The organism is Corynebacterium sp. NPDC060344, from assembly GCF_042725215.1.
Lineage (GTDB): Bacteria > Actinomycetota > Actinomycetes > Mycobacteriales > Mycobacteriaceae > Corynebacterium.
Map to the genome: position 1 here is coordinate 37,159 of NZ_JBHXCS010000007.1, position 18,182 is coordinate 55,340.

The 18,182-nt window shown below is 70.1% G+C and carries 18 protein-coding genes; 7 read left to right on the forward strand and 11 right to left on the reverse strand.

Annotation, left to right across the window (positions count from 1 at the left end):
* Positions 1-4: 4 nt before the first annotated feature.
* From ACFWGD_RS09385 to ACFWGD_RS09400, 4 genes are all read right to left on the reverse strand, one after another.
* Complete coding sequence (locus tag ACFWGD_RS09385; RefSeq protein WP_377778402.1) at positions 5-595, reverse strand: hypothetical protein; 591 nt, start codon at positions 593-595, stop codon at positions 5-7.
* Between the two features lie 193 nt (positions 596-788).
* Positions 789-1,835, reverse strand: coding sequence for a DNA integrity scanning diadenylate cyclase DisA (gene disA, locus ACFWGD_RS09390; protein ID WP_377778403.1), 1,047 nt, complete (start codon positions 1,833-1,835; stop codon positions 789-791).
* A gap of 50 nt (positions 1,836-1,885) precedes the next feature.
* Complete coding sequence (gene radA, locus ACFWGD_RS09395; RefSeq protein WP_377778404.1) at positions 1,886-3,271, reverse strand: DNA repair protein RadA; 1,386 nt, start codon at positions 3,269-3,271, stop codon at positions 1,886-1,888.
* Positions 3,272-3,276: 5 nt separating this feature from the next.
* Positions 3,277-4,029, reverse strand: a complete 753-nt coding sequence (locus ACFWGD_RS09400; protein WP_377778405.1) for a hypothetical protein — start codon at positions 4,027-4,029, stop codon at positions 3,277-3,279.
* Positions 4,030-4,208: 179 nt separating this feature from the next.
* Between ACFWGD_RS09400 and ACFWGD_RS09405 the strand changes: the two genes are divergently transcribed.
* From ACFWGD_RS09405 to ispF, 3 genes are all read left to right on the forward strand, one after another.
* The gene (locus tag ACFWGD_RS09405; RefSeq protein WP_377778407.1) at positions 4,209-4,814 is read left to right on the forward strand and encodes a CarD family transcriptional regulator; all 606 of its coding nucleotides are present in this window, start codon (positions 4,209-4,211) and stop codon (positions 4,812-4,814) included.
* Between the two features lie 13 nt (positions 4,815-4,827).
* Positions 4,828-5,562, forward strand: a complete 735-nt coding sequence (gene ispD, locus ACFWGD_RS09410) for a 2-C-methyl-D-erythritol 4-phosphate cytidylyltransferase (protein WP_377778408.1) — start codon at positions 4,828-4,830, stop codon at positions 5,560-5,562.
* A 61-nt stretch (positions 5,563-5,623) separates the two neighbouring features.
* Complete coding sequence (ispF, locus tag ACFWGD_RS09415) at positions 5,624-6,124, forward strand: 2-C-methyl-D-erythritol 2,4-cyclodiphosphate synthase (protein WP_377778525.1); 501 nt, start codon at positions 5,624-5,626, stop codon at positions 6,122-6,124.
* A gap of 62 nt (positions 6,125-6,186) precedes the next feature.
* On the opposite strand, the gene ACFWGD_RS09420 is transcribed toward ispF, so the two are convergent.
* Positions 6,187-7,566 (reverse strand): DUF222 domain-containing protein, encoded by a 1,380-nt coding sequence (locus ACFWGD_RS09420; protein ID WP_377778410.1) that lies wholly within the window; start codon positions 7,564-7,566, stop codon positions 6,187-6,189.
* A 411-nt stretch (positions 7,567-7,977) separates the two neighbouring features.
* On the opposite strand from ACFWGD_RS09420, the gene cysS reads away from it, so the two are divergent.
* On the forward strand, positions 7,978-9,381 hold the full coding sequence (cysS, locus tag ACFWGD_RS09425) for a cysteine--tRNA ligase (protein ID WP_377778411.1): 1,404 nt from the start codon (positions 7,978-7,980) through the stop codon (positions 9,379-9,381).
* Between the two features lie 164 nt (positions 9,382-9,545).
* On the forward strand, positions 9,546-10,493 hold the full coding sequence (gene rlmB, locus ACFWGD_RS09430; RefSeq protein WP_377778412.1) for a 23S rRNA (guanosine(2251)-2'-O)-methyltransferase RlmB: 948 nt from the start codon (positions 9,546-9,548) through the stop codon (positions 10,491-10,493).
* A gap of 29 nt (positions 10,494-10,522) precedes the next feature.
* Here rlmB and ACFWGD_RS09435 read toward each other — a convergent pair whose 3' ends face one another.
* From ACFWGD_RS09435 to ACFWGD_RS09445, 3 genes are read right to left on the reverse strand one after another with little or no spacing between them, the layout of a single operon-like run.
* The gene (locus ACFWGD_RS09435; protein WP_377778413.1) at positions 10,523-11,545 is read right to left on the reverse strand and encodes a metal ABC transporter permease; all 1,023 of its coding nucleotides are present in this window, start codon (positions 11,543-11,545) and stop codon (positions 10,523-10,525) included.
* Positions 11,545-12,246, reverse strand: coding sequence for a metal ABC transporter ATP-binding protein (locus ACFWGD_RS09440; protein ID WP_377778415.1), 702 nt, complete (start codon positions 12,244-12,246; stop codon positions 11,545-11,547). The genes ACFWGD_RS09435 and ACFWGD_RS09440 overlap by 1 nt, the downstream gene beginning before the upstream one ends.
* Complete coding sequence (locus ACFWGD_RS09445; protein ID WP_377778416.1) at positions 12,247-13,251, reverse strand: metal ABC transporter solute-binding protein, Zn/Mn family; 1,005 nt, start codon at positions 13,249-13,251, stop codon at positions 12,247-12,249.
* Between the two features lie 261 nt (positions 13,252-13,512).
* Here ACFWGD_RS09445 and ACFWGD_RS09450 point away from each other — a divergent pair, with 261 nt between their 5' ends.
* Positions 13,513-14,610, forward strand: coding sequence for a LacI family DNA-binding transcriptional regulator (locus ACFWGD_RS09450; protein WP_377778526.1), 1,098 nt, complete (start codon positions 13,513-13,515; stop codon positions 14,608-14,610).
* Between the two features lie 28 nt (positions 14,611-14,638).
* Here ACFWGD_RS09450 and otsB read toward each other — a convergent pair whose 3' ends face one another.
* On the reverse strand, positions 14,639-15,538 hold the full coding sequence (otsB, locus tag ACFWGD_RS09455) for a trehalose-phosphatase (protein ID WP_377778417.1): 900 nt from the start codon (positions 15,536-15,538) through the stop codon (positions 14,639-14,641).
* A gap of 68 nt (positions 15,539-15,606) precedes the next feature.
* On the opposite strand from otsB, the gene hsaB reads away from it, so the two are divergent.
* Positions 15,607-16,164, forward strand: a complete 558-nt coding sequence (gene hsaB / locus ACFWGD_RS09460) for a 3-hydroxy-9,10-secoandrosta-1,3,5(10)-triene-9,17-dione monooxygenase reductase subunit (protein ID WP_377778418.1) — start codon at positions 15,607-15,609, stop codon at positions 16,162-16,164.
* A gap of 40 nt (positions 16,165-16,204) precedes the next feature.
* Here hsaB and ACFWGD_RS09465 read toward each other — a convergent pair whose 3' ends face one another.
* Positions 16,205-16,684 carry a hypothetical protein gene (locus ACFWGD_RS09465; protein WP_377778419.1) on the reverse strand — a complete coding sequence of 160 codons (480 nt, stop codon included), beginning with the start codon at positions 16,682-16,684 and terminating at the stop codon, positions 16,205-16,207.
* Complete coding sequence (locus tag ACFWGD_RS09470) at positions 16,681-18,180, reverse strand: trehalose-6-phosphate synthase (protein WP_377778527.1); 1,500 nt, start codon at positions 18,178-18,180, stop codon at positions 16,681-16,683. Before ACFWGD_RS09470 ends, ACFWGD_RS09465 begins: the two co-directional genes overlap by 4 nt.
* Positions 18,181-18,182: the final 2 nt, after the last annotated feature.

Here is an 18,182-nt window from a genome sequence, read left to right on the forward strand (position 1 = left end):
TGCCTTAAACTGCATGAATTCCCCCGAAAATTTCATGGTAAACGGTTTTCGATTCTTCGCACGCGCTGTCGATGTCGCTGTGGTTGGAAAATCCACCCACACCCGTCAACGCGCCTGTCAGTCCTGCGGGGGTCTCAATTCCCGCAAAACAGGTCTCCCCGAACAGATTCGGGGACTTGATGACCACAAGGGTCTTGCCTCGTGACTCTTCATGGGCAACTTCGGCTTCTTCGGCGTTGAAGTCGCCGGAGGTTTTCGCGAAGGAGTACAGGACCATGCCCGTGGAGTTCTGGACGATGGAGCATGTCTTTTCCGCAGGTTCGTCGCGCCGAGTGGTTCCGAACGACGGTTGTTTCCAACCCTGCTGCAGCGCCACCTGGTAGGCGTCCGTATCGCAGGGGTTCTTCAGGACAAAGTCCGGCGCCGAATAGTCGTAATGGCCGTCAGGCCCCAGCTTCGCGTCCCCCGGTTGCGGCGGATCGTTCGGCGGCAGGACACCCGGCGGCAGCGCCGGCCCCTGCGCTTCCCCGGCGGCGGCAGTCGCAGCGTCGCCCCCAATCGCTCCGCAGCCCGTCAGCCCCAGCGCGATCGCCATCAAAGCGCCGGCCACCCCAACAGTGCCGACGCTCCTGCGTGGTCCCGTCACACCGATCCCCCCCCGAATCTCACGAATCCCCGTGCACCACCCGGCTCGGCGGCGCACCCCGTAGTTCTAACACCGCCGCCGGATTTCCGCTCGGCCAGAGGGAGGGGGCGCCGGGACGTCGTAAAGCAACCCCCGCAAGCCCCTACTGCAACCTGTCCAGCCCCTGCCGGACGTGGCGCGCCCACAGCGGGCCGACGCCCTCGAGCGCCGCGAGGTCCTCGGTCTGGGCCTTCAACAGCGACGGCAAGGTGACGAAACGCGCGACGAGCTTGTTCATCAGCGAATACTGCATCCTCGGCACCCGCGCCAACGCCCGGTAGCCGCGCGGATCGACGCGCTCGCCCAGGGCCTCCGCATCCGTCGGGTACCCCAGCACCTGCGCCACCGCCCGCGGCCCCAGCAGATCCGGGTCCGGCAGCGCGGCGAAGCTGGCCAACGCCGCGTCGACGTCGCCATCCTCCGGCAACCCCGACGCCGTGACCAGGTAATCATGCAGCAACAGGCGCGTATTCGGCTCCGTGTCCGCCACCAGCTCGCGCAACTGCACGTCCAACTGATGCCCATCCGACCCCAGCGCCACCACGTCCCGCGACACCGACTGCGCCGCCCGCCGCAGCAACTCCGACAACCGCAGCACCCCCACGACCTCCGACGCCGACGCGTACCCCGCCATCTCCGCCGCGAACAGCTCCTCCGACTCCGCGTCCAACCGCGACCGGTACCGCTCGATCGTCCCCAGCGCCTGATTCGCGCGCGACAGGATCTCCGCGGAATCCTTCAGCACGTGCCGCACCCCATCCGCGTACACCGTGATGATGTTCATCGACTGCGACACCGCAATCACCGGCACCCCCGTCTGCAGCGCCGTGCGCTCCGCCGACCGGTGCCGCGTCCCCGACTCGTCCGTCGGCAGCGACGGATCCGGCACCAGCTGCACGTTCGCCCGCCGAATCCGCGTGCCATCCGTCGACAGCGCCACCGCACCGTCCATCTTGCACAGCTCCCGCAGGCGCGTCGGCGCGAACGCGACGTCGATCTCGAACCCGCCGTCGCACAGCCCCTCGATCTCGTCGTCGAAGCCGAGGACGATCAGCGCGCCCGTGCGGCCGCGGCGGATCCGCTCCAGCCCATCGCGGATGCCCGTCCCCGGGGCAAGGGTTTTCAGCAGGTCATGGCTCAATTCCGACACCAGGACAGCTTACCGCCACCGTTTCCCGCTTGACGACGGCCCGCGCCCACCTAACCCAGCGCCGCCTCTATGGCTTCCGCGATCGTGCCCACCCGCACCAGACGCAGCCCCTTCGGGGCCTGGGAGGAATCGGTCTCGCGGGGAACGGCGGCGCGCGTGAAGCCCATGCGGGCGGCCTCCTTGAGCCGGCGGCCGATGTCGGGGACGCGGCGCACCTCGCCGGCCAGGCCCAACTCGCCGATGACCACCATGTTCTCCCGGACCGGCCGCTGGGTCACCGCCGAGGCCAGGGCGACGCCGACGGCGAGGTCCGCCGACGGCTCGAGCAGCGTCATGCCGCCGACCGTGGCCACGTAGAGCTCGCGGGCGGCGAGCATCTTCATCCCCTGCGTGCCGTGCTGGGCGACGATGGCCGCGACCATGGGCACGCGGCGCTGGTCCAGGCCCGAGACGTTGCGGCGGTTGCCCTTCGCCTCCTCGCCCGTGACCACCAGGCCCTGGACCTCCGCCAACATCGGGCGGCGCCCCTCCATCGCCACCGTCACCGCCGTGCCCGGGGTGGGGGAGCGGTGGTGCAGGAACAACCCCGACGGGTCCTCCACCTCGCGGATGCCGTCGGCGGTCTGCTCGAAACAGCCGACCTCGTCGGTGGCGCCGAAACGGTTCTTCAGCCCCCGCAGGAAACGCAGCCCCGAATGGCGGTCGCCCTCGAAATTGAGCACCACGTCGACCAGGTGCTCCATCGTCCTCGGGCCCGCCACCGTGCCGTCCTTGGTCACGTGGCCCACCAACAGGATCGCGATACCCGACTCCTTCGCCAGCGCCGTCAGCGCCGCCGTCACCGCACGCGCCTGCGCCACGCCGCCCCGGGTGCCCTCCACCCCGGCGGCCTGCATCGTCTGCACCGAATCGACCACCAACAGCCCCGGCTTCACGGCCAACGCCTGCTCGATCACTTCCCCGACGTCGGACTCCGCGGCGAGATACAGCTCGTCGTGAAGCGCCCCCGTCCGCTCCGCCCGGAGCCGGACCTGCCCCACCGACTCCTCGCCCGTCACGTACAGCGCCGGGCCCAGCTCACCCGACGCGCAGCGGAAGGCGACCTCCAGCAACAGCGTCGACTTGCCCACCCCCGGCTCGCCCGCCAGCAACACCACCGACCCCGGCACCACGCCGCGGCCCAAAACCCGGTCCAGCTCGCCGATGCCCGTCGGCGTGGCCTTCGCCAGCCCAGGGTCGACGCCCGTGATCGGCGTCGCCGCCACCACCGGCAGCCCCGACGCGGAAGAGACCGCGGCCCCGGCCGAACGCGCACGTCCGACCGGTTCCGCGGCCTCCGCCAAAGAACCCCACTCCCCGCACGAAGGGCACTGCCCCACCCACTTCGACGCCCGCCATCCGCAGGCGGAGCAACGGTAGGACGGCCCCTTCGCCATGGAGCCTACTGCTGGTTGATCTGGCCGATCGCCTGCTCGGCGGCCGGCGTCGTGGAATCGGCGTTGCCGGCGGCGCCCGCACCGGGGGTGCGGGTCGACTCGGCCGGCTTGGCGCCCTCGGCCATGCCGTCGTCACCGCGGTCGACCGAGCCGGCCTCCGGGATGTACGGGGAGATGGTCACGAACAGCTCGATCTCCTCCGTGCCGTTCGGGCCGTTGAACGTGAAGGTCACGTTGCGGTTCTCGCCGGAGGCGGTGGCGTTCGCACCGGCCAGGGAGGCGGAATCGAGCGTGGTGGACACGTAGCCGATGCAGCCCGGGTTGGAGTCGGCCAGCTCCGCGTACTGCTCGACGGCGCCGGCGGCGTCGGCGACCAGGGAGCACTCGCGCGGGATGTCCCCGTCGGCGTTGGCGGCCTCGTCGAAGGTCTTCGTCGCGGCGACCGGGTTCATCTGGACGTCCCCGGCGCCCTCGACCTCGATGGACTCGAGGGTGTACATGGCCTCGTTCGCGCGCTCCTGGTTGGAGACCGTGAACTTCAGCGCGGCGTCGCCCGAGTCGGGGTCGACGACGATGTGGGCGTCGCGGATGGCGACGCCGCCCACCTCGGCCTCCTGCTCGTTCTGCGCGCCGTCGACGGCGGCGACCTGGTTGGCGGTCTGGGAAATCTGGCCGGCGCCGCAGGCGGCGAGCGCAACGGCGGAAGCGGCGGCGACGGTGGCGATGGCACCGCGGCGGACAACCGACTTGAGGGTCATGAGTTCGTGTCCTCCATCATCTAGGGCAACTCGAGGATTGGGGTCTGGCTGGGGTTCTGCTTCAGGTTCTGCAGTTGAGAACCCACCTTAGTGTCCTCAAAGGCTCTTCTCATACTAGCGGTATTTGCCAGGGGGGTCGTGATAGGGTGGAGGGCCGTTGAAAGGGGCGTGGACACCACATGGAATTCAGCGTCGGCGATACCGTCGTCTACCCGCACCACGGGGCCGCGAAGATCGAGGAAATCATCGAGCGCGAGATGAACGGCGAGACCGTTCAGTATCTCGTGCTCCAGATTTTGCAGAGTGACCTGAACATTCAGGTTCCCGCGAAGAACGCGGAACTGGTCGGCGTGCGCGACGTCGTCGGCGAGGAAGGCCTGCTCAAGGTCTTCTCCGTCCTTCGCGAAACCGATGTCGAGGAAGCCGGCAACTGGTCCCGGCGCTACAAGGCCAACCAGGAGCGCCTGGGCTCCGGCGACATCAACAAGGTCGCCGAGGTCGTCCGCGACCTGTGGCGCCGCGATCAGGACCGCGGCCTGTCCGCGGGCGAGAAGCGCATGCTCAGCAAGGCGCGCCAGGTTCTCGTCGGCGAGTTGTCGCTGGCCGAGGGCGTCGACGACGAGAAGACCGCCGAGCTCTTCTCCCGCATCGAGGCCACCATCGAGCGCCACCGGGCGCTCGCCGACGAGGCCGCCAACTCCGCCGAGCCGAAGGCCGCCGCCGCGGACTCCGACGCTGCCGACGGCACCGACGCCACGGCCGTCGACCTCGACGCCGAAGACTAGGCCGGAGGTGGGCATGCGGGTCACCGCGCTCGTCGCGGCCGCCGGCCGGGGCACGAGGCTCGGGGAGCCCATTCCCAAGGCGTACGTCCAGCTGCGCGGCCGTTCCCTGGTGGAGCGATCCGTTGCGGCCATCGAACGTTCCGAGGCCGTCGACGACATCGCCGTCATCGTCTCCCGCGACATGATGGAGTACGCCCGCGAGCTGTTCCGCCGCGCCAAGGCCGCCGGCCGTATTCGCGGCGACGTCGACTTCATCGTCGGCGGCGGCGAGCGCATCGACTCCGTCTGGGAGGGCATGCGCACCATGCCCGACGACGGCGTGGTCCTCGTCCACGACGCCGCCCGCGCCCTGACGCCGCCGGGCATGATCGCCCGCGTCGTCCGTTCCGTCGTCGGCGGCAACGATGCCGTCATCCCTGTGCTGCCCGTCTCCGACACCATCAAAGAGGTGGCCGGCGACGTCGTCGTGGGCACTCCCGACCGTTCCTCCCTCCGGGCCGTGCAGACGCCCCAGGGTTTCCGCCTTCCCCTGTTGCGCCGCGCGTACGAGGAGCACTTCGGCCGGCCCGCTAGCGAGGCCGTCCACGCCACCGACGACGCGTCCCTGGTCGAGCGCCTGGGCGTGCCCGTCCACGTGGTCCAGGGCGATCCGATGGCCTTCAAGGTGACCACCCCGCTCGACTTGGCGCTGGCGACGCAGATCGCCGACGAGGCCGAGTCCACCGAGTTCGAGATTTCCGGAGAATGACATGACCTCTGACAACACCTCTGACATGACCGCTGACAAGGCCAGTGACTCGGCGCGTGACATGCCCGCCGCGCCGATCATCATCCCCCGCGTGGGCATCGCCACCGACGCCCATCAGGTCCAGGAGGGCAAGCCGTGCTGGATGGCGGGCCTGCTTTTCGACGGAGAGAACGGCTGCGAAGGCCACTCCGACGGCGACGTCGTCGCCCACGTCATCGTCGATGCGCTGCTGTCCGCTTCCGGCCTCGGTGACCTGGGCAGTTTCGTCGGGGTCGGCCGGCCCGAATACGACGACGTGTCGGGCGAGCGCCTGCTCAGGGAATGCCGGCAGCTGCTCGAGGACAATGGATTCGTCATCGGCAACGCCGCCGCCCAGATGATCGGCAATCGGCCGAAGATGGGCCCCCGGCGCGAGGAAGCCGAAAAGGTCCTGTCGGGGTACATCGGCGCCCCGGTGAGCGTGTCCGCCACGACCACCGACCACATGGGCTTCACCGGCCGTGGCGAAGGCGTCGCCGCGGTGGGCACCGCCGTCGTCTGGAAGCGGACCGACGCCCAGTAGTCCAATGGCTCCGCCTCCGGAGCCGCCATCGGGGCCGATCGCGCTTCGGTGCGCCGTCGGGCTCATGCCGCTGCCCCGCCCGTCCCGGCACCGTCAACCCAATTCTCCCGGACCTCGGCCCCGCCGACGTCGTTGAACCGCACCTCGCGCGTCCCATCCGCGCCGACGGGCCGCGCCCATCCCGTCCGGCCTCTCGGATCGTCGTGGCGGGGCGTCATGTGGCCGCGTCTCGGGTCGGCGCGGGTGTCGTCATTGTCGGAATGATGCCGGCGGCACAGCAGCGTCAGATTCCCCAGGTCCGTCTCCCCGCCGAGCAGCCACGCGTCGAGATGGTGGACGTCGCACGCATCGGGTGGGCGGTGGCATCCCGGGTGTTGGCACGTCCCGTCCAGCAGTTGCAGCGCGATGCGTTGCTCGAGGCTCGCCGACCTCTTCGTGCGCCCGAGCTTCAGCTTGGCGTCGGTCATCGGGGCGTCGGGGTCGATGATGGCGGTGTACATGTCGTCGGAAAGCCCGAGCCTCAGCAGGTCGATCAGACCCAGGTCAACGCCCGATCCCGCCTTCACGGTCGTTCGCGTCGGGTGCGTGCCGTTAGTCGGGGCCGCTCCCGTCGCCGCCGCCAGATCATCCATGCGCAGGGCGGCGACGACGGTGCACATCGGCTTGCCCTTCACCCGCGGATGCGCCTCGTGCGCGGTGCGCAACGCCAAGTCGAGCGCGTCGGCGTTGCGCTGCGCCGGCGTCCGCCCATCATCGTGGCCGCCCTTCTTCAGCCCATGCGTGAGCAGCCACGCCTCCAGCAGCGCCAGCGTCGCGGCGTCGAAATACCCGTTGACCTTCGCGCCACCATCGCCGTCCTGCTTTCCGACGGTCAGCCTCCTTTCCTTGTGCGCCGCATTCGGGTCCCGCGGGAATCGCCTGTTCTCCTTCTTGACGAGCTTCCTGCACAGCGCGCCCGCCCCGTGCGGGCCGTGGGCGGGGCAGCGTTCGATCACCTCGGCCGCGATATCGGCTCCGGTCCTCTCCGCGCGGTCGTCCAACGAGACGACTTCCTTCGCGACATCCGCGATTCCCCTCAACGTCAGATCTCCCGAACGCAAGGCGACGTGGGCCGCTGCCTTCAGATCCGGATGATCTCCGAGGAACGTCGCGGCCTTCACGCGGGTCGACGCCTCACGCCGGGATAGCCGATATTCGTCGACCAGGAAGTCATCGGCGCGCGTGGTCCCCAGGATCCGCGACAACTGCTCCGACACCACCGTTTCCGCCACTCGCGAATCCAGCACGGCCATGCCCCGACGGGCCGAATCGAGCTGCTTTACGACGGGCGCCAGCTGCAGCAACGCCGTCGCCGACAGGGGCGTTGATTCGCATGTCCTGGCGAGCGCGAGAAGTGCGTTGATGGCCGCGTGCATCAACGCGGCCAGCTCGTCGAGATTCACCTTGCTCGCATCATGCGGCGCGGAATGGCCTGTGCGTGGTGATGGTTGCTGGTCAAGCATTGGTTCCCGTCCCCCTCGGGTTGTGGCCCACCTTCGAACCTCTGGCCTCGAGCATAGGGGATGGGGGCGTCGAAAACAAGTGCGAATCTGATGTTAATCGAACGTTCATTCGTCGTTATCCGGGTGGTTTTGATGCGGTGCAAGTGGGGCGGACGGTGCTGGAGTGGCGCGTGGTCGTCGTAAAGCAAATGATTCGGCCTGCCCCGGCAGGCGGAACCTATGCGGTGAATGGGGGTCATCGAACGTCCCATGAACCTCCGGTGAACTGTCGGCGTCTTCGATGCCGTGATCCCTGGTCACGCGCTGCGCAACTGTTCGGGAGCGCCCGCGGTGACCGCTACACTCGGGGGCGTGAACTTCCGAATCTTCGATACCGCCACCCGTGAGCTGCGAGATTTCGAGCCCATCCGCGATGGGCACGCGTCCGTGTACCTGTGTGGGGCGACCCCGCAGGCGATGCCGCACATCGGGCACGTGCGGTCGGGCGTCGCGTTCGACATCCTGCGTCGCTGGCTCGTGGCGCAGGGGCTCGACGTCGCGTTCGTGCGCAATGTCACCGACATCGACGACAAGATTCTGACAAAGGCCGCGGAGAACGGTCGTCCCTGGTGGGAGTGGGTTTCCACGTATGAGCGGGAGTTCACGTGGGCCTACGATCAGCTCGGCGTGCTGCCCCCGAGCGTCGAGCCGCGGGCCACGGGCCACGTGACGCAGATGGTCGAATACATGCGCCGGCTCATGGACAACGGCTTCGCCTACGACGTCGACGGCAACGTGTACTTCGACGTCAACGCATGGGCGGCGTCGGATGGCGGGGACTACGGGTCGCTGTCCGGCAATCGCGTCGACGAGATGGAGCAGGGTGAGCCGGACTCGCCGGGCAAGCGGGGACCGCACGATTTTGCGCTGTGGAAGTCCGCGAAGCCGGGGGAGCCGTCGTGGCCGACGCCGTGGGGCGACGGGCGGCCGGGTTGGCACCTGGAGTGCTCGGCGATGGCCACCTATTATCTCGGCGGCGAGTTCGACATCCATTGCGGCGGGCTGGATCTGCAGTTTCCGCACCATGAGAACGAGATCGCCCAGTCGCATGCGGCCGGCGACGGGTTCGCGCGCTACTGGATGCACAATCACTGGGTGACCATGTCCGGCGAGAAGATGTCGAAGTCGCTGGGCAACGTCCTGTCGGTGCCGCACATCCTCGGCATGGTGCGCCCGGTGGAGCTGCGCTACTACTTGGGCAGCGCCCATTACCGTTCCGTGCTGGAGTATTCGGAGGAGGCGCTGCAGGAGGCGGCGGCGGGGTACCGTCGCATCGAGGCGTTCCTGAAGCGCGCCGCGGACAAGTTCGGCGACGTCGAGGTCGGGGAGCGCCCCGAGGCGTTCGATGCGGCGATGAACGAGGACCTTGCGGTCCCGCGGGCCCTGGCCGAGCTGCACAATGCGGTGCGTGCGGGCAACCAGTTGCTTGCCGACGGTGATGACGCGGCAGCCAAGTCGGCGGCCTCGTCCGTTCGCGCGATGGCGGCCGTTCTGGGATTTGATCCGCTGTCGGAGAAGTGGGCGGCTGCCGGTGGCGGCGATGGCAAGGCGATGCACGCCCTGGGCGTGCTCGTCGGCCATGAGCTCGAGTCGCGCAGGGTGGCCCGGGAAGAGAAGGATTGGGCCACCGCCGATGGAGTCCGTGACCGGCTGACGGAAGCCGGCGTGACCGTGACCGATACCGCCGATGGGCCGAAGTGGTCGCTGGGAGACTGACGGGAACCGAATGACATGAACCCGAGGGGCCTGCGAGCAGCGCCCCACGGACGATGACCGGAACTACACGATCACGACGATCAACACGATCACCCGATGACGATGCCGGGGCGGGCTCGAAAAGCCCGGCGGCACCGGAAGCGATGAAGGCGAGAGGCGAGAATATGGCGGGCAATTCCCAGCGACGGGGCGCGGTGCGCAAGTCGAGCAAGAAGGAGGCCGGCGGCACCGGCGGCCACAAGAGGGGCCTGCGGGGCAAGGGGCCGACTCCGAAGGCGGAGGACAGGGTCTATCACAAGGCCCACAAGCAGGCGCAGCAGAAGCGGCGCCGTGATCAGGGGCGGCACGAGAAGGTCTCGGACGGTACGGAGCTGGTCGTGGGCCGCAACCCGGTCGTCGAGTGCCTTCATGCCAAGGTGCCGGGCAGTGCGCTGTTCGTTGCGCTGGGCACGGACAACGACGATCGGCTGCAGGAAGCGGTGCGCATCTCCAACGACCGGGGCATCCCGATCCGCGAAGTGCCGCGCCACGAGATGGACCGGATGACCGGCAATTCGCTGCACCAGGGCATCGGCCTGCAGATCCCGCCGTACAAGTACCTGGCCGTGGAGGAGCTGCTGGACAAGGTCGTCGACTCCGGCGAGCCGGGGCTGGTCGTGTGCCTGGACAACATCACCGACCCGCGCAACCTGGGTGCGGTGATCCGTTCGACCGCCGCCTTCGGTGGGCACGGCGTCGTCATTCCGGAGCGTCGTTCGGCTGCGGTCACGGGCGTCACGTGGCGCACGTCGGCAGGCACCGCGGCGCGGCTGCCGGTGGCGCGGGCGACGAACATGGTGCGTTCGCTGAAGCAGTTCCAGAAGGCCGGCTACCAGGTCGTCGGCCTTGACGCGGGTGGAGAGCACACGCTGGACACGTACGACGGGACGACGCCGACCGTGGTCGTCGTGGGCTCCGAGGGCAAGGGGCTGTCTCGCCTGGTCCGGGAGACCTGCGATTCGGTGATGTCGATTCCGATGGCGGGCTGGGTGGAGTCGCTCAACGCGTCCGTCGCGGCCGGCGTGACGCTGAGCGAGTTCGCCCGCCAGCGCCGGGCGGCGGCGTCGGAGTAGGCAGGGAGTCGCCGGGGCACTCCGGAGAGTCAGGGGGCGGGGTGCCTGCCGGTGCAATCCCCGCAGTCGTCGAGGGGATAGCCGTCGGAGGTGGAAGCGGTTGCTCCCGCGCCCGCGCCCGCACCCACACCCGCGCCCGCGCCCGCCGCTGCGGCAGCGGTGGGGATTGCGCCGTCGCGAGGCGTCGCCCAGCGGCTGGCGGACACGTCGTCGCGGGTGGCGGAGCGGCCTCGGTACCAGCCGATGAATCGGCACGCCAGGTAGATGGCGAAGGAAATGGTGGTGACGAACACGCTGACCGGCATCCCCGGCGCCAGGGACAGCAGCACGCCGCCGACGGCGGCGACCTCGGCGAAAAGGACGGACAGCACCACGGCCCGCACGGGCGACGCGGTGACATGGGCGGCCGCGGCACCCGGGGTGATGACGAGCGAAATGATCAGCAGGGCGCCGACGATCTGCACGCCCTGGGCGGCCGTCAGTCCGATGAGCACCGCGAACAGCACGGACATCGCGCGGACGTTGATGCCCGACGCCGCCGCCAGTACGGGATCGGCCGACGCGAACAGCAGCGGCCGCCAGAACAGCGCCACCACCGCCACGACGAACGCCGCGACGCCGGCCAACAGCCAAACCGACGCGCTGGACAGGCCGACGATCTGGCCGGTCAACAGCGAAAACGCCGTGGTCGTCCGCCCCGGGTACAGGTGGATGAACAGCACGGACAGGCCCATGCCGAACCCCAGCACCACGCCAACGATGGTGTCCTGCCCGCCGCGCATCCCCAGCAGCGCCAGGACCACCGCCGCCAGCACCGACCCGGCGATGGCGCCGCCGCCGACGCTGAATCCCGCCAGCAGCGCCGCCGACGCGCCCATCAGCGCCAGCTCCGACGTGCCGTGCACGGTGAAGCTCATGCGCCGCATGACCACCAGCGGCGTGATCACGCCCGACACCAGCCCCAGCAGCGCCGCCGCCACGAGCGCGGATTGCACGAACCCGACGCCCAGCAGCGCCTGGGTGTCCGCGGCGAAAGTGTTCAGCCACTCCATCAGACCACCACCAGCTTTCCGTCGACGGTCGCCACCGTGATGTCGGTGCGGTACAGCTCGGACAGGGTCTCGGACGTCATGATCTCCTCGACGGGCCCGACCCGGTGGCCGTGCGGGGTGATGTACAGGACGCGGTCGCAGTGCCGCAGGATCGGGTTGATGCCGTGGGTCACGAACACCACGGCGGTGCCGTGTTCGCGGCGGCGCCGGTCGAGCCGTTCGACGGCCGCTCGTTGGGCGGCGGGGTCGAGGCTGAGGAGGGGTTCGTCGCAAAGCAGCAGGTCGGGGTCGTCGACCAGGGCCTGCGCCTGCCGGACCAGCTGCTGCTGGCCTCCGGACAGCGTGCCGACGCGCCGGTCCGCGATGCCCTCCGCGCCGACGTCGGCAAGAGCGGCATCGATGCGGTCGCGCGGCGGGCGGCGGCGGAACACGCCGTGCGACGCTGACAGCCCCACGAGGTCGCGCACGCGCATGGGCAGCTCGGGGTCGAACATGCGCTGCTGCGGGATGTACCCGATCGCGGGCGTCGCGCGGACGGTGCCCGCGGTGAGCCGGCGGGTGCCCAGGGCCGCGCCGATCAGCGTCGATTTGCCCACGCCGTTGGGGCCGAGCACCGCGAGGAACTCGCCGGGCCGGACGTCGAGGTCGAGGCCGGACCAGAGTGGGGCGACGGCCGCGCCGTCGAAGGTCAGTGGGCCCAACTACTCCTGCTCCAAATCGTCGAGGATGCGGTCGTACAGGTCGAAGAAGTTCTCGTTCGCGCCGGGGGATTCGTAGACGTTGATCACGCGCAGGCCCTTCGCCTGCGCGGCCTTCATCAGTCGCTCGGAGACGTGGTCGCGGGTCTGCGGCGCGTCGATGAGATAGTCGAGGTTACCGGACTCGATGAGCTCGAGCATCGCCGCGACGTCGGCGGCAGAGGGCTCGGATTCGTTCAGGGTCGAGTTGCGGTACCCCTCGGGGGTGTCGTCGGTGATCTTCGTGCCGGCGAGGATGTCGTCGGCCAGCGGGTGCGTCTGGGCGGTGGTCGCGGAGGGCAGGTCGGACTTGCGGTCGGCGATCTCGTCGAGACGCTTGACGACGTCGTCGTCCGACGCCCCGAGATCCCAGTGTTCGTTCACCTCCGACTCGAGCTCCGACGCGAGAGATTTCACGGCGTCGATGTTGTACCAGATGTGCTCGTTGACCTCGTGGTCCCCGTGGTCGTGGTTGTGTTCGGCGTGGTCGTGGTCGGCGCCTTCGTGCTCGTGGTCGGCGCCCTCACCCTCACCCTCGTGCTCATGCTCGTGCTCGTGGTTGTGTTCGTGGCCGCCCTCGCCCTCATGCTCGTCGAGCGCGGTGAGGACGATCGCGTCGGTGTTGGAGGAGGCGGCCTCGGTCAGCCAGGCGTCGTAATGTCCGCCACCGGCGACGAGGACGTCGGCCTGCTCGACGGCGGCCATGTCGGCGGCGGTCGGCTGGTAGGAGTGCGGGTCGAGGTCGTTGGAGGCGATGATCGGCTCGATCTCGACGCCGGGGGCATCGCCGATGACGGCGCCGGCGACGTCGGCCCACACCTTGGTGGAGGCCACGATCTTCACGGCGTCGCCATCGCCGCCGGCCCCGGTGCCTTCGCCGTTGCCGTCGCCGGAGCAGGCGGCGAGGCCCATGGTCAGGCCGACGGCGGCGGTGGCGGCCAGGGTGGAGCGCAGGAAGGGGATTTTCATGCGCCCATCCTAACGCTGAAATGAAAATCATTGCCAAATCGCGTTCGGTCCCCTTCAATCCCGTTCGGGCCCATTAGATATCGTTCGATCCCGTTCGAACACGTTCCGGGCCGATCCGGGGCATCGGGTAAATTCGGGCGCGTGCGCACCGAAGAACCCGTCGACCCCACCGGCTCCGATTCGGCGTCGCCGCCCGGGCGCGATTCCAGGCGGCAGCCCACGCGGAACCAGTCCGGGAGTGGCCGCCGGTCGAAGGGGACGCTGGCGTCGATAGCCGCGGAGTTGGGGGTGTCGCGGACCACGGTGTCCAATGCCTACAACCGCCCGGATCAGCTGTCGCCGGAGCTGCGCGAGCGGATTCTCGCGCAGGCGGAGGCGCAGGGTTATCCCGGGCCGGATCCCATGGCGCGCAGTCTGCGCATGCGCCGGGTCGGGGCGGTGGGCGTGTTGTTCACCGAGCAGCTGTCCTTCGCGTTCGACGATCCGGCGTCGGTGGATTTCCTCTCCGGTTTGGCGGAGGAGTGCGGCCGCCGCGGCGATTCGCTGCTGGTCATCCCCGCGTCGTCGGCCGAGTGCGCGGGGCAGCGTGACGACGACCCGGCGCCCACCCCGACCGGCCCGGATTCCGCGGCGGCGGATCCGAGCATGCTCATCCGGCAGGCGGTGGTGGATTCCTTCGTGGTGTATTCGGTGGCGGAGGACGATCCGTTCCTCAAGGCCGTGCTCGAGCGCGGGCTGCCCACGGTCATCTGCGACCAGCCGACGGGCGTGGGCGACGTCCCCTTCGTGGGCATCGACGACCGCGAGGCCATCAAGCCGGCGGTGCGGCACCTCACGGAGCTGGGGCACCGGGAGGTCGGTGTGCTGTCGGTGCGCTTGTCCCGGCTCCGCAACGACGGCGAAGTCAGCGCCGAGCGCCTGGCCGGCGCGCGCCACCACGTGCAGCGCTCCCGCGTCGAAGGTGCGCTGGAGGCGCTGGCGGAGGCGGGCGTCGACGCGTCCGCGGTGCCCATCGTCGAGCGCCACCTCAATGACCCGGAGAACAATTACGACGCCGCCCGCGAGCTGCTCACGTCGCACCCGAATCTGACGGCGGTGGTGTGCACCACCGACACCCAGGCCCTGGGGGTGCTGCGCTACGCCCGGGACCACGGCATCCGGGTGCCGGAGGACTTGTCGGTCACCGGTTTCGACGGCATCGAGATGGCGCAGCTGGTGGGCGTGACCACCGTCATCCAGCCCAACCGCGACAAGGGGCGCGCCGCCGGTGCGGCCCTGGCCGGCGGCGACGCGCAGGTCATCCTGCCCACGCAATTCCGGGAGGGGAGGACGACGGGGGTTCCGCGCGGGACGTCGTAAAGCGAAAGGCGGAGGTTGGAGGTGGCGGCTAGCGGACCGCGGCCTCGCGGGCGTCGGCGAAGTCGCGGAGGAACGCGGTGACGGCGGCGGTGTCGGGGAGGAACGCCGAGGCGGCCGAGGGGCCGTCGTCGGGGGAGCCGACCTTGATGCCCAGGTCGCCGTAGGACAGGGTGCGCAGGACGGTCTCGTCGGTGACGTCGTCGCCGATGAAGAGGACGGCGTCGGCTCCGTACTCGCTGCGCGCGGCCTCGAGGTAGCTGCCCTTGGTCACGTCGAGGACGGCGAGCTCGAGGATGTCCTTGCCCTCGGTGACGTGGACGCCCTTGATGGGGCGGAAGAAGGACATGGCGTGGTCGAGGACGCGGCGCTTGCGCACCTCATCCTCCAGCAGCCGGACGTGGAGGACGCGGGCGGCGGGCTTGCGCTCGACCCACGCGCGGTCGTCGTCGGCCTCGGCGAGGACCTCGCGAAGGCGCAGGTCGACGGCCTCCAGCAGCGCCGATTCGGCCTCCGACAGGGCCAGGCCATCCTGCGGCTCGGCGCCGTGGCTGCCGACGAGGCGGGCGACGTGCTCCATGCCGGACAAGTAGCGCAGGTCGCGCAGCTGACGGCCGGAAAGGATGACCACCTCGGTGCGCGGCAGCGCGGACAGGCGCGAGACCAGCTCGACGTTGCCCTCGCGGGGGCGCACGGCCATGGGGTCGTCGCCGAGGTCGGCGAGGGTGCCGTCGAAATCGAGCGCGACCACGATCGTGCCCGCGCCCGCGACTGACGCGACGGCCGCGGCGGAGGGTGCAGACGCGGATGCCTCGGCAGAACCGGCGGGCCCAGATGCAGCGGCCCCAGTTGCCTCGGGCGCGGCGGAATCAGCGGGCCCGGCGGATACGGCGGGCTCGGACGGGTCCGGGGACGGCGACGTGTTGCTCACGTCACCAGACTACGCGGGCGCCCCTCCCGCCTGCGCCGCCCGTGGCGCCACTGGGTAAAGTGCGCCCCATGACCGATGCCGACATCCACCCCGTGCCCCTGGAGACGATGGACGAGATGTCGCTGCGCACGGCGTTCGGCGAGTTCGCCACCGGCGTCACGGTCGTCGCCTCCGATGATGGCGAGCCGGTCGGCTTCGCGTGCCAGTCCTTTTCCTCGCTGAGCCTGACCCCGCCGCTGGTGCTGTTCACGGTGATGAAGACGTCGCGGTCCTGGCCGCGCATCGAGGCCACCGGCCGGTTTTCCGTCAGCGTGCTCACCGAGGACCAGCGCGACGTCTCCGCCGCATTCGGCCGCCGGGGCCCCGACAAGTTCTCCCACGGCGAGTGGACCCGCTCGGCGCTGGGCAATCCGCTGCTGCGCGATTGCGCCGTGTGGATCGACTGCACCATCGAGGCCGTCCACGAGGCCGGCGACCATTTCATCGTCGTGGGCGCCGTCGCGGAGCTCGGCCACCGCGCCGATTCCCGGCCGCTGCTGTACCACCGCGGGTCCTACGCCAACGTCGTCGCCGCGGGCCAGGACGCCCCGGCCGACGAGCGCTGGCGCCAGCGGCCCTCGGTCTGATCCGGGAAAGCCCGGCTCAGACCAGGCTCAGCCCAGAACCTCAGCCCCGCGACACCGCCGCCCACCCGGGTGCGGCTTCCCCGGCGGGGTGGTCGCCGACGGCGGTCATGCGCAGGTCGGGGTCGGGCGCCTCGACGACGAACTCGCCGGCCAGCTGCGCCCGCAGCCGGTCATCGAAGGTCCGGGCGGCGGCGTCGCAGTCGGTCTCGCGGACGGTCTCGGGCTCGCCGATGGCGACGATATCGCCATCGCGCCAGGTCAGCGTCCCCTGAAATTCGCCGCACGCGCCGTCGCCGGTGTACGACTCGCGCCCGAACGCGATCGTCGGCGGCACCGTCCCCGCGGGCACGCCGCGGGGCAGCGCCGGGTCGTCGTAGACCTCGGTGACCTGCCATCGCTTGCCGACGATCCGATCATCCCCGCCCCCGCCATCCTCCGCGGTGCAGGCGACGAGGGAGGCCGCGGTGAACGTCGTCAAGCAGAGCGCGAAAGCCCCGCGGACCAGCCGGGACGCGCTCATGCCGCACCCCCGGAGGCCTCGTGCGCGCGGGTGAGCTCCTGCAGGAAGCTGCGCGCCCACAGGTCGACGTCGTGGTCGCGGACCTGGGCGTGGAGGCGCTCCATGCGGGCGCGGGCGTCGTCGGGGTGATGCTCCAGCGACGCCACCGCGGCCATGATCGCGCGCTTGACCGACTCGAGATCGTGCGGATTGCAGAAATGCGACCCGTCCAGCTCCGTCGCCGCGCCCGTGAACTCCGACAGCACCAGCGCGCCGCGGCCGTCGGCGTGGCAGGCGACGTACTCCTTGGCCACCAGGTTCATGCCGTCGCGCAGCGCCGTGACCAGCATGACGTCGGCCGCGGAGTACAGCCCCAGCAGCTGCTCGAACGGCACCGGCCGGTGGATGTAATGGATGACGGGGCGGCCCAGCGACCCGAAACGGCCGTTGATGCGCCCCACCGCGTGCTCCACGCGCGCGCGGGTGCGGCGGTAGTCGTCGACGCGCTCGCGCGACGGGGTGGCCACCTGCACCAGGACGCTTTCCGACGGCTCGAGCGCCCCGGATTCGAGCAGCGCCTCGAACGCCTCGAGGCGCACGAGGATGCCCTTGGTGTAGTCCAGCCGGTCGACGCCGAGCAGCAGCGTGCGCGGGTCGCCGGCCAGGGCGCGGACGGCGTCGCGGTCGACGTCGGCGGCCTTGCCGATGACGTCGCCCGAGTCGATGGAAATGGGGAACGACCCCACCCGCACCGTGCGGCCGTCGGGCGCGGTGACCGAGCCGGAGGCCTCGCGCGTCGAGGACCGGCCGCCGACGTCGAGGGTGTCCGGCAGGCCCGTATGCGACCCGGCCTCGCCGGAGACGCGGCGGCACAGGTCGAGGAAATTGTCGGCGCACGTGTTCAGGTGGAAGCCGATGACGTCGGCGCCCAGCAGGCCGCGGACGATCTCCTCGCGCCACGGCAGCTGGCGGAAGATCTCCGACGGCGGGAACGGGATGTGCAGGAAGAACCCGATGGTCAGGTCCGGGCGCAGCTGCCGCAGGATGCCCGGCACCAGCTGCAGCTGGTAGTCCTGCACCCACACCGTGGCGCCCTCGGCGGCGCGGCGCGAGACGGCCTCGGCGTAGCGCAGGTTGACCTCGCGGTAGGACTCCCACCAGTCGCCGTCGTACGTCGGGGCGACGATGAGGGAGTGGTAGAGCGGCCACAGGGTGGCGTTGGAGAAGCCCTCGTAGAACTTCTCGTGCTCGTCGGAGCTGAGCTCGACGGGGAAGAGGTGCAGGCCCTCGTCGGTGTCGATGGCCTCCGGGACCTCGGGGGCGTCGGCCGCGTCCGAGACGCTGCCCGCCCAGCCGACCCAGGCGCCGTTGTTGCGCAGCAGCACCGGCGTCAGCGCGGTGACCAGGCCGCCGGGGCTGGCTTCCCAGCGCACGCCGCCGGGCGCCGACGCATCGTCGACGGGGGCGACGGGCAGCCGGTTGGCCACGACGACGAAATCCGAGCGTTCGCGGCCCATCG

What these genes read in the sequence shown, in the direction of transcription:
- ACFWGD_RS09385 (WP_377778402.1), bottom strand. Translation starts at nt 595, where the DNA reads ATGGCGATCGCGCTGGGGCTGACGGGCTGCGGAGCGATTGGGGGCGAC.
- radA (WP_377778404.1), bottom strand. Translation starts at nt 3,271, where the DNA reads ATGGCGAAGGGGCCGTCCTACCGTTGCTCCGCCTGCGGATGGCGGGCG.
- ACFWGD_RS09400 (WP_377778405.1), bottom strand. Translation starts at nt 4,029, where the DNA reads ATGACCCTCAAGTCGGTTGTCCGCCGCGGTGCCATCGCCACCGTCGCC.
- ACFWGD_RS09405 (WP_377778407.1), top strand. Translation starts at nt 4,209, where the DNA reads ATGGAATTCAGCGTCGGCGATACCGTCGTCTACCCGCACCACGGGGCC.
- ispD (WP_377778408.1), top strand. Translation starts at nt 4,828, where the DNA reads ATGCGGGTCACCGCGCTCGTCGCGGCCGCCGGCCGGGGCACGAGGCTC.
- ispF (WP_377778525.1), top strand. Translation starts at nt 5,624, where the DNA reads ATGCCCGCCGCGCCGATCATCATCCCCCGCGTGGGCATCGCCACCGAC.
- rlmB (WP_377778412.1), top strand. Translation starts at nt 9,546, where the DNA reads ATGGCGGGCAATTCCCAGCGACGGGGCGCGGTGCGCAAGTCGAGCAAG.
- ACFWGD_RS09435 (WP_377778413.1), bottom strand. Translation starts at nt 11,545, where the DNA reads ATGGAGTGGCTGAACACTTTCGCCGCGGACACCCAGGCGCTGCTGGGC.
- ACFWGD_RS09445 (WP_377778416.1), bottom strand. Translation starts at nt 13,251, where the DNA reads ATGAAAATCCCCTTCCTGCGCTCCACCCTGGCCGCCACCGCCGCCGTC.
- hsaB (WP_377778418.1), top strand. Translation starts at nt 15,607, where the DNA reads ATGACCGATGCCGACATCCACCCCGTGCCCCTGGAGACGATGGACGAG.
- ACFWGD_RS09465 (WP_377778419.1), bottom strand. Translation starts at nt 16,684, where the DNA reads ATGAGCGCGTCCCGGCTGGTCCGCGGGGCTTTCGCGCTCTGCTTGACG.
- ACFWGD_RS09470 (WP_377778527.1), bottom strand. Translation starts at nt 18,180, where the DNA reads ATGGGCCGCGAACGCTCGGATTTCGTCGTCGTGGCCAACCGGCTGCCC.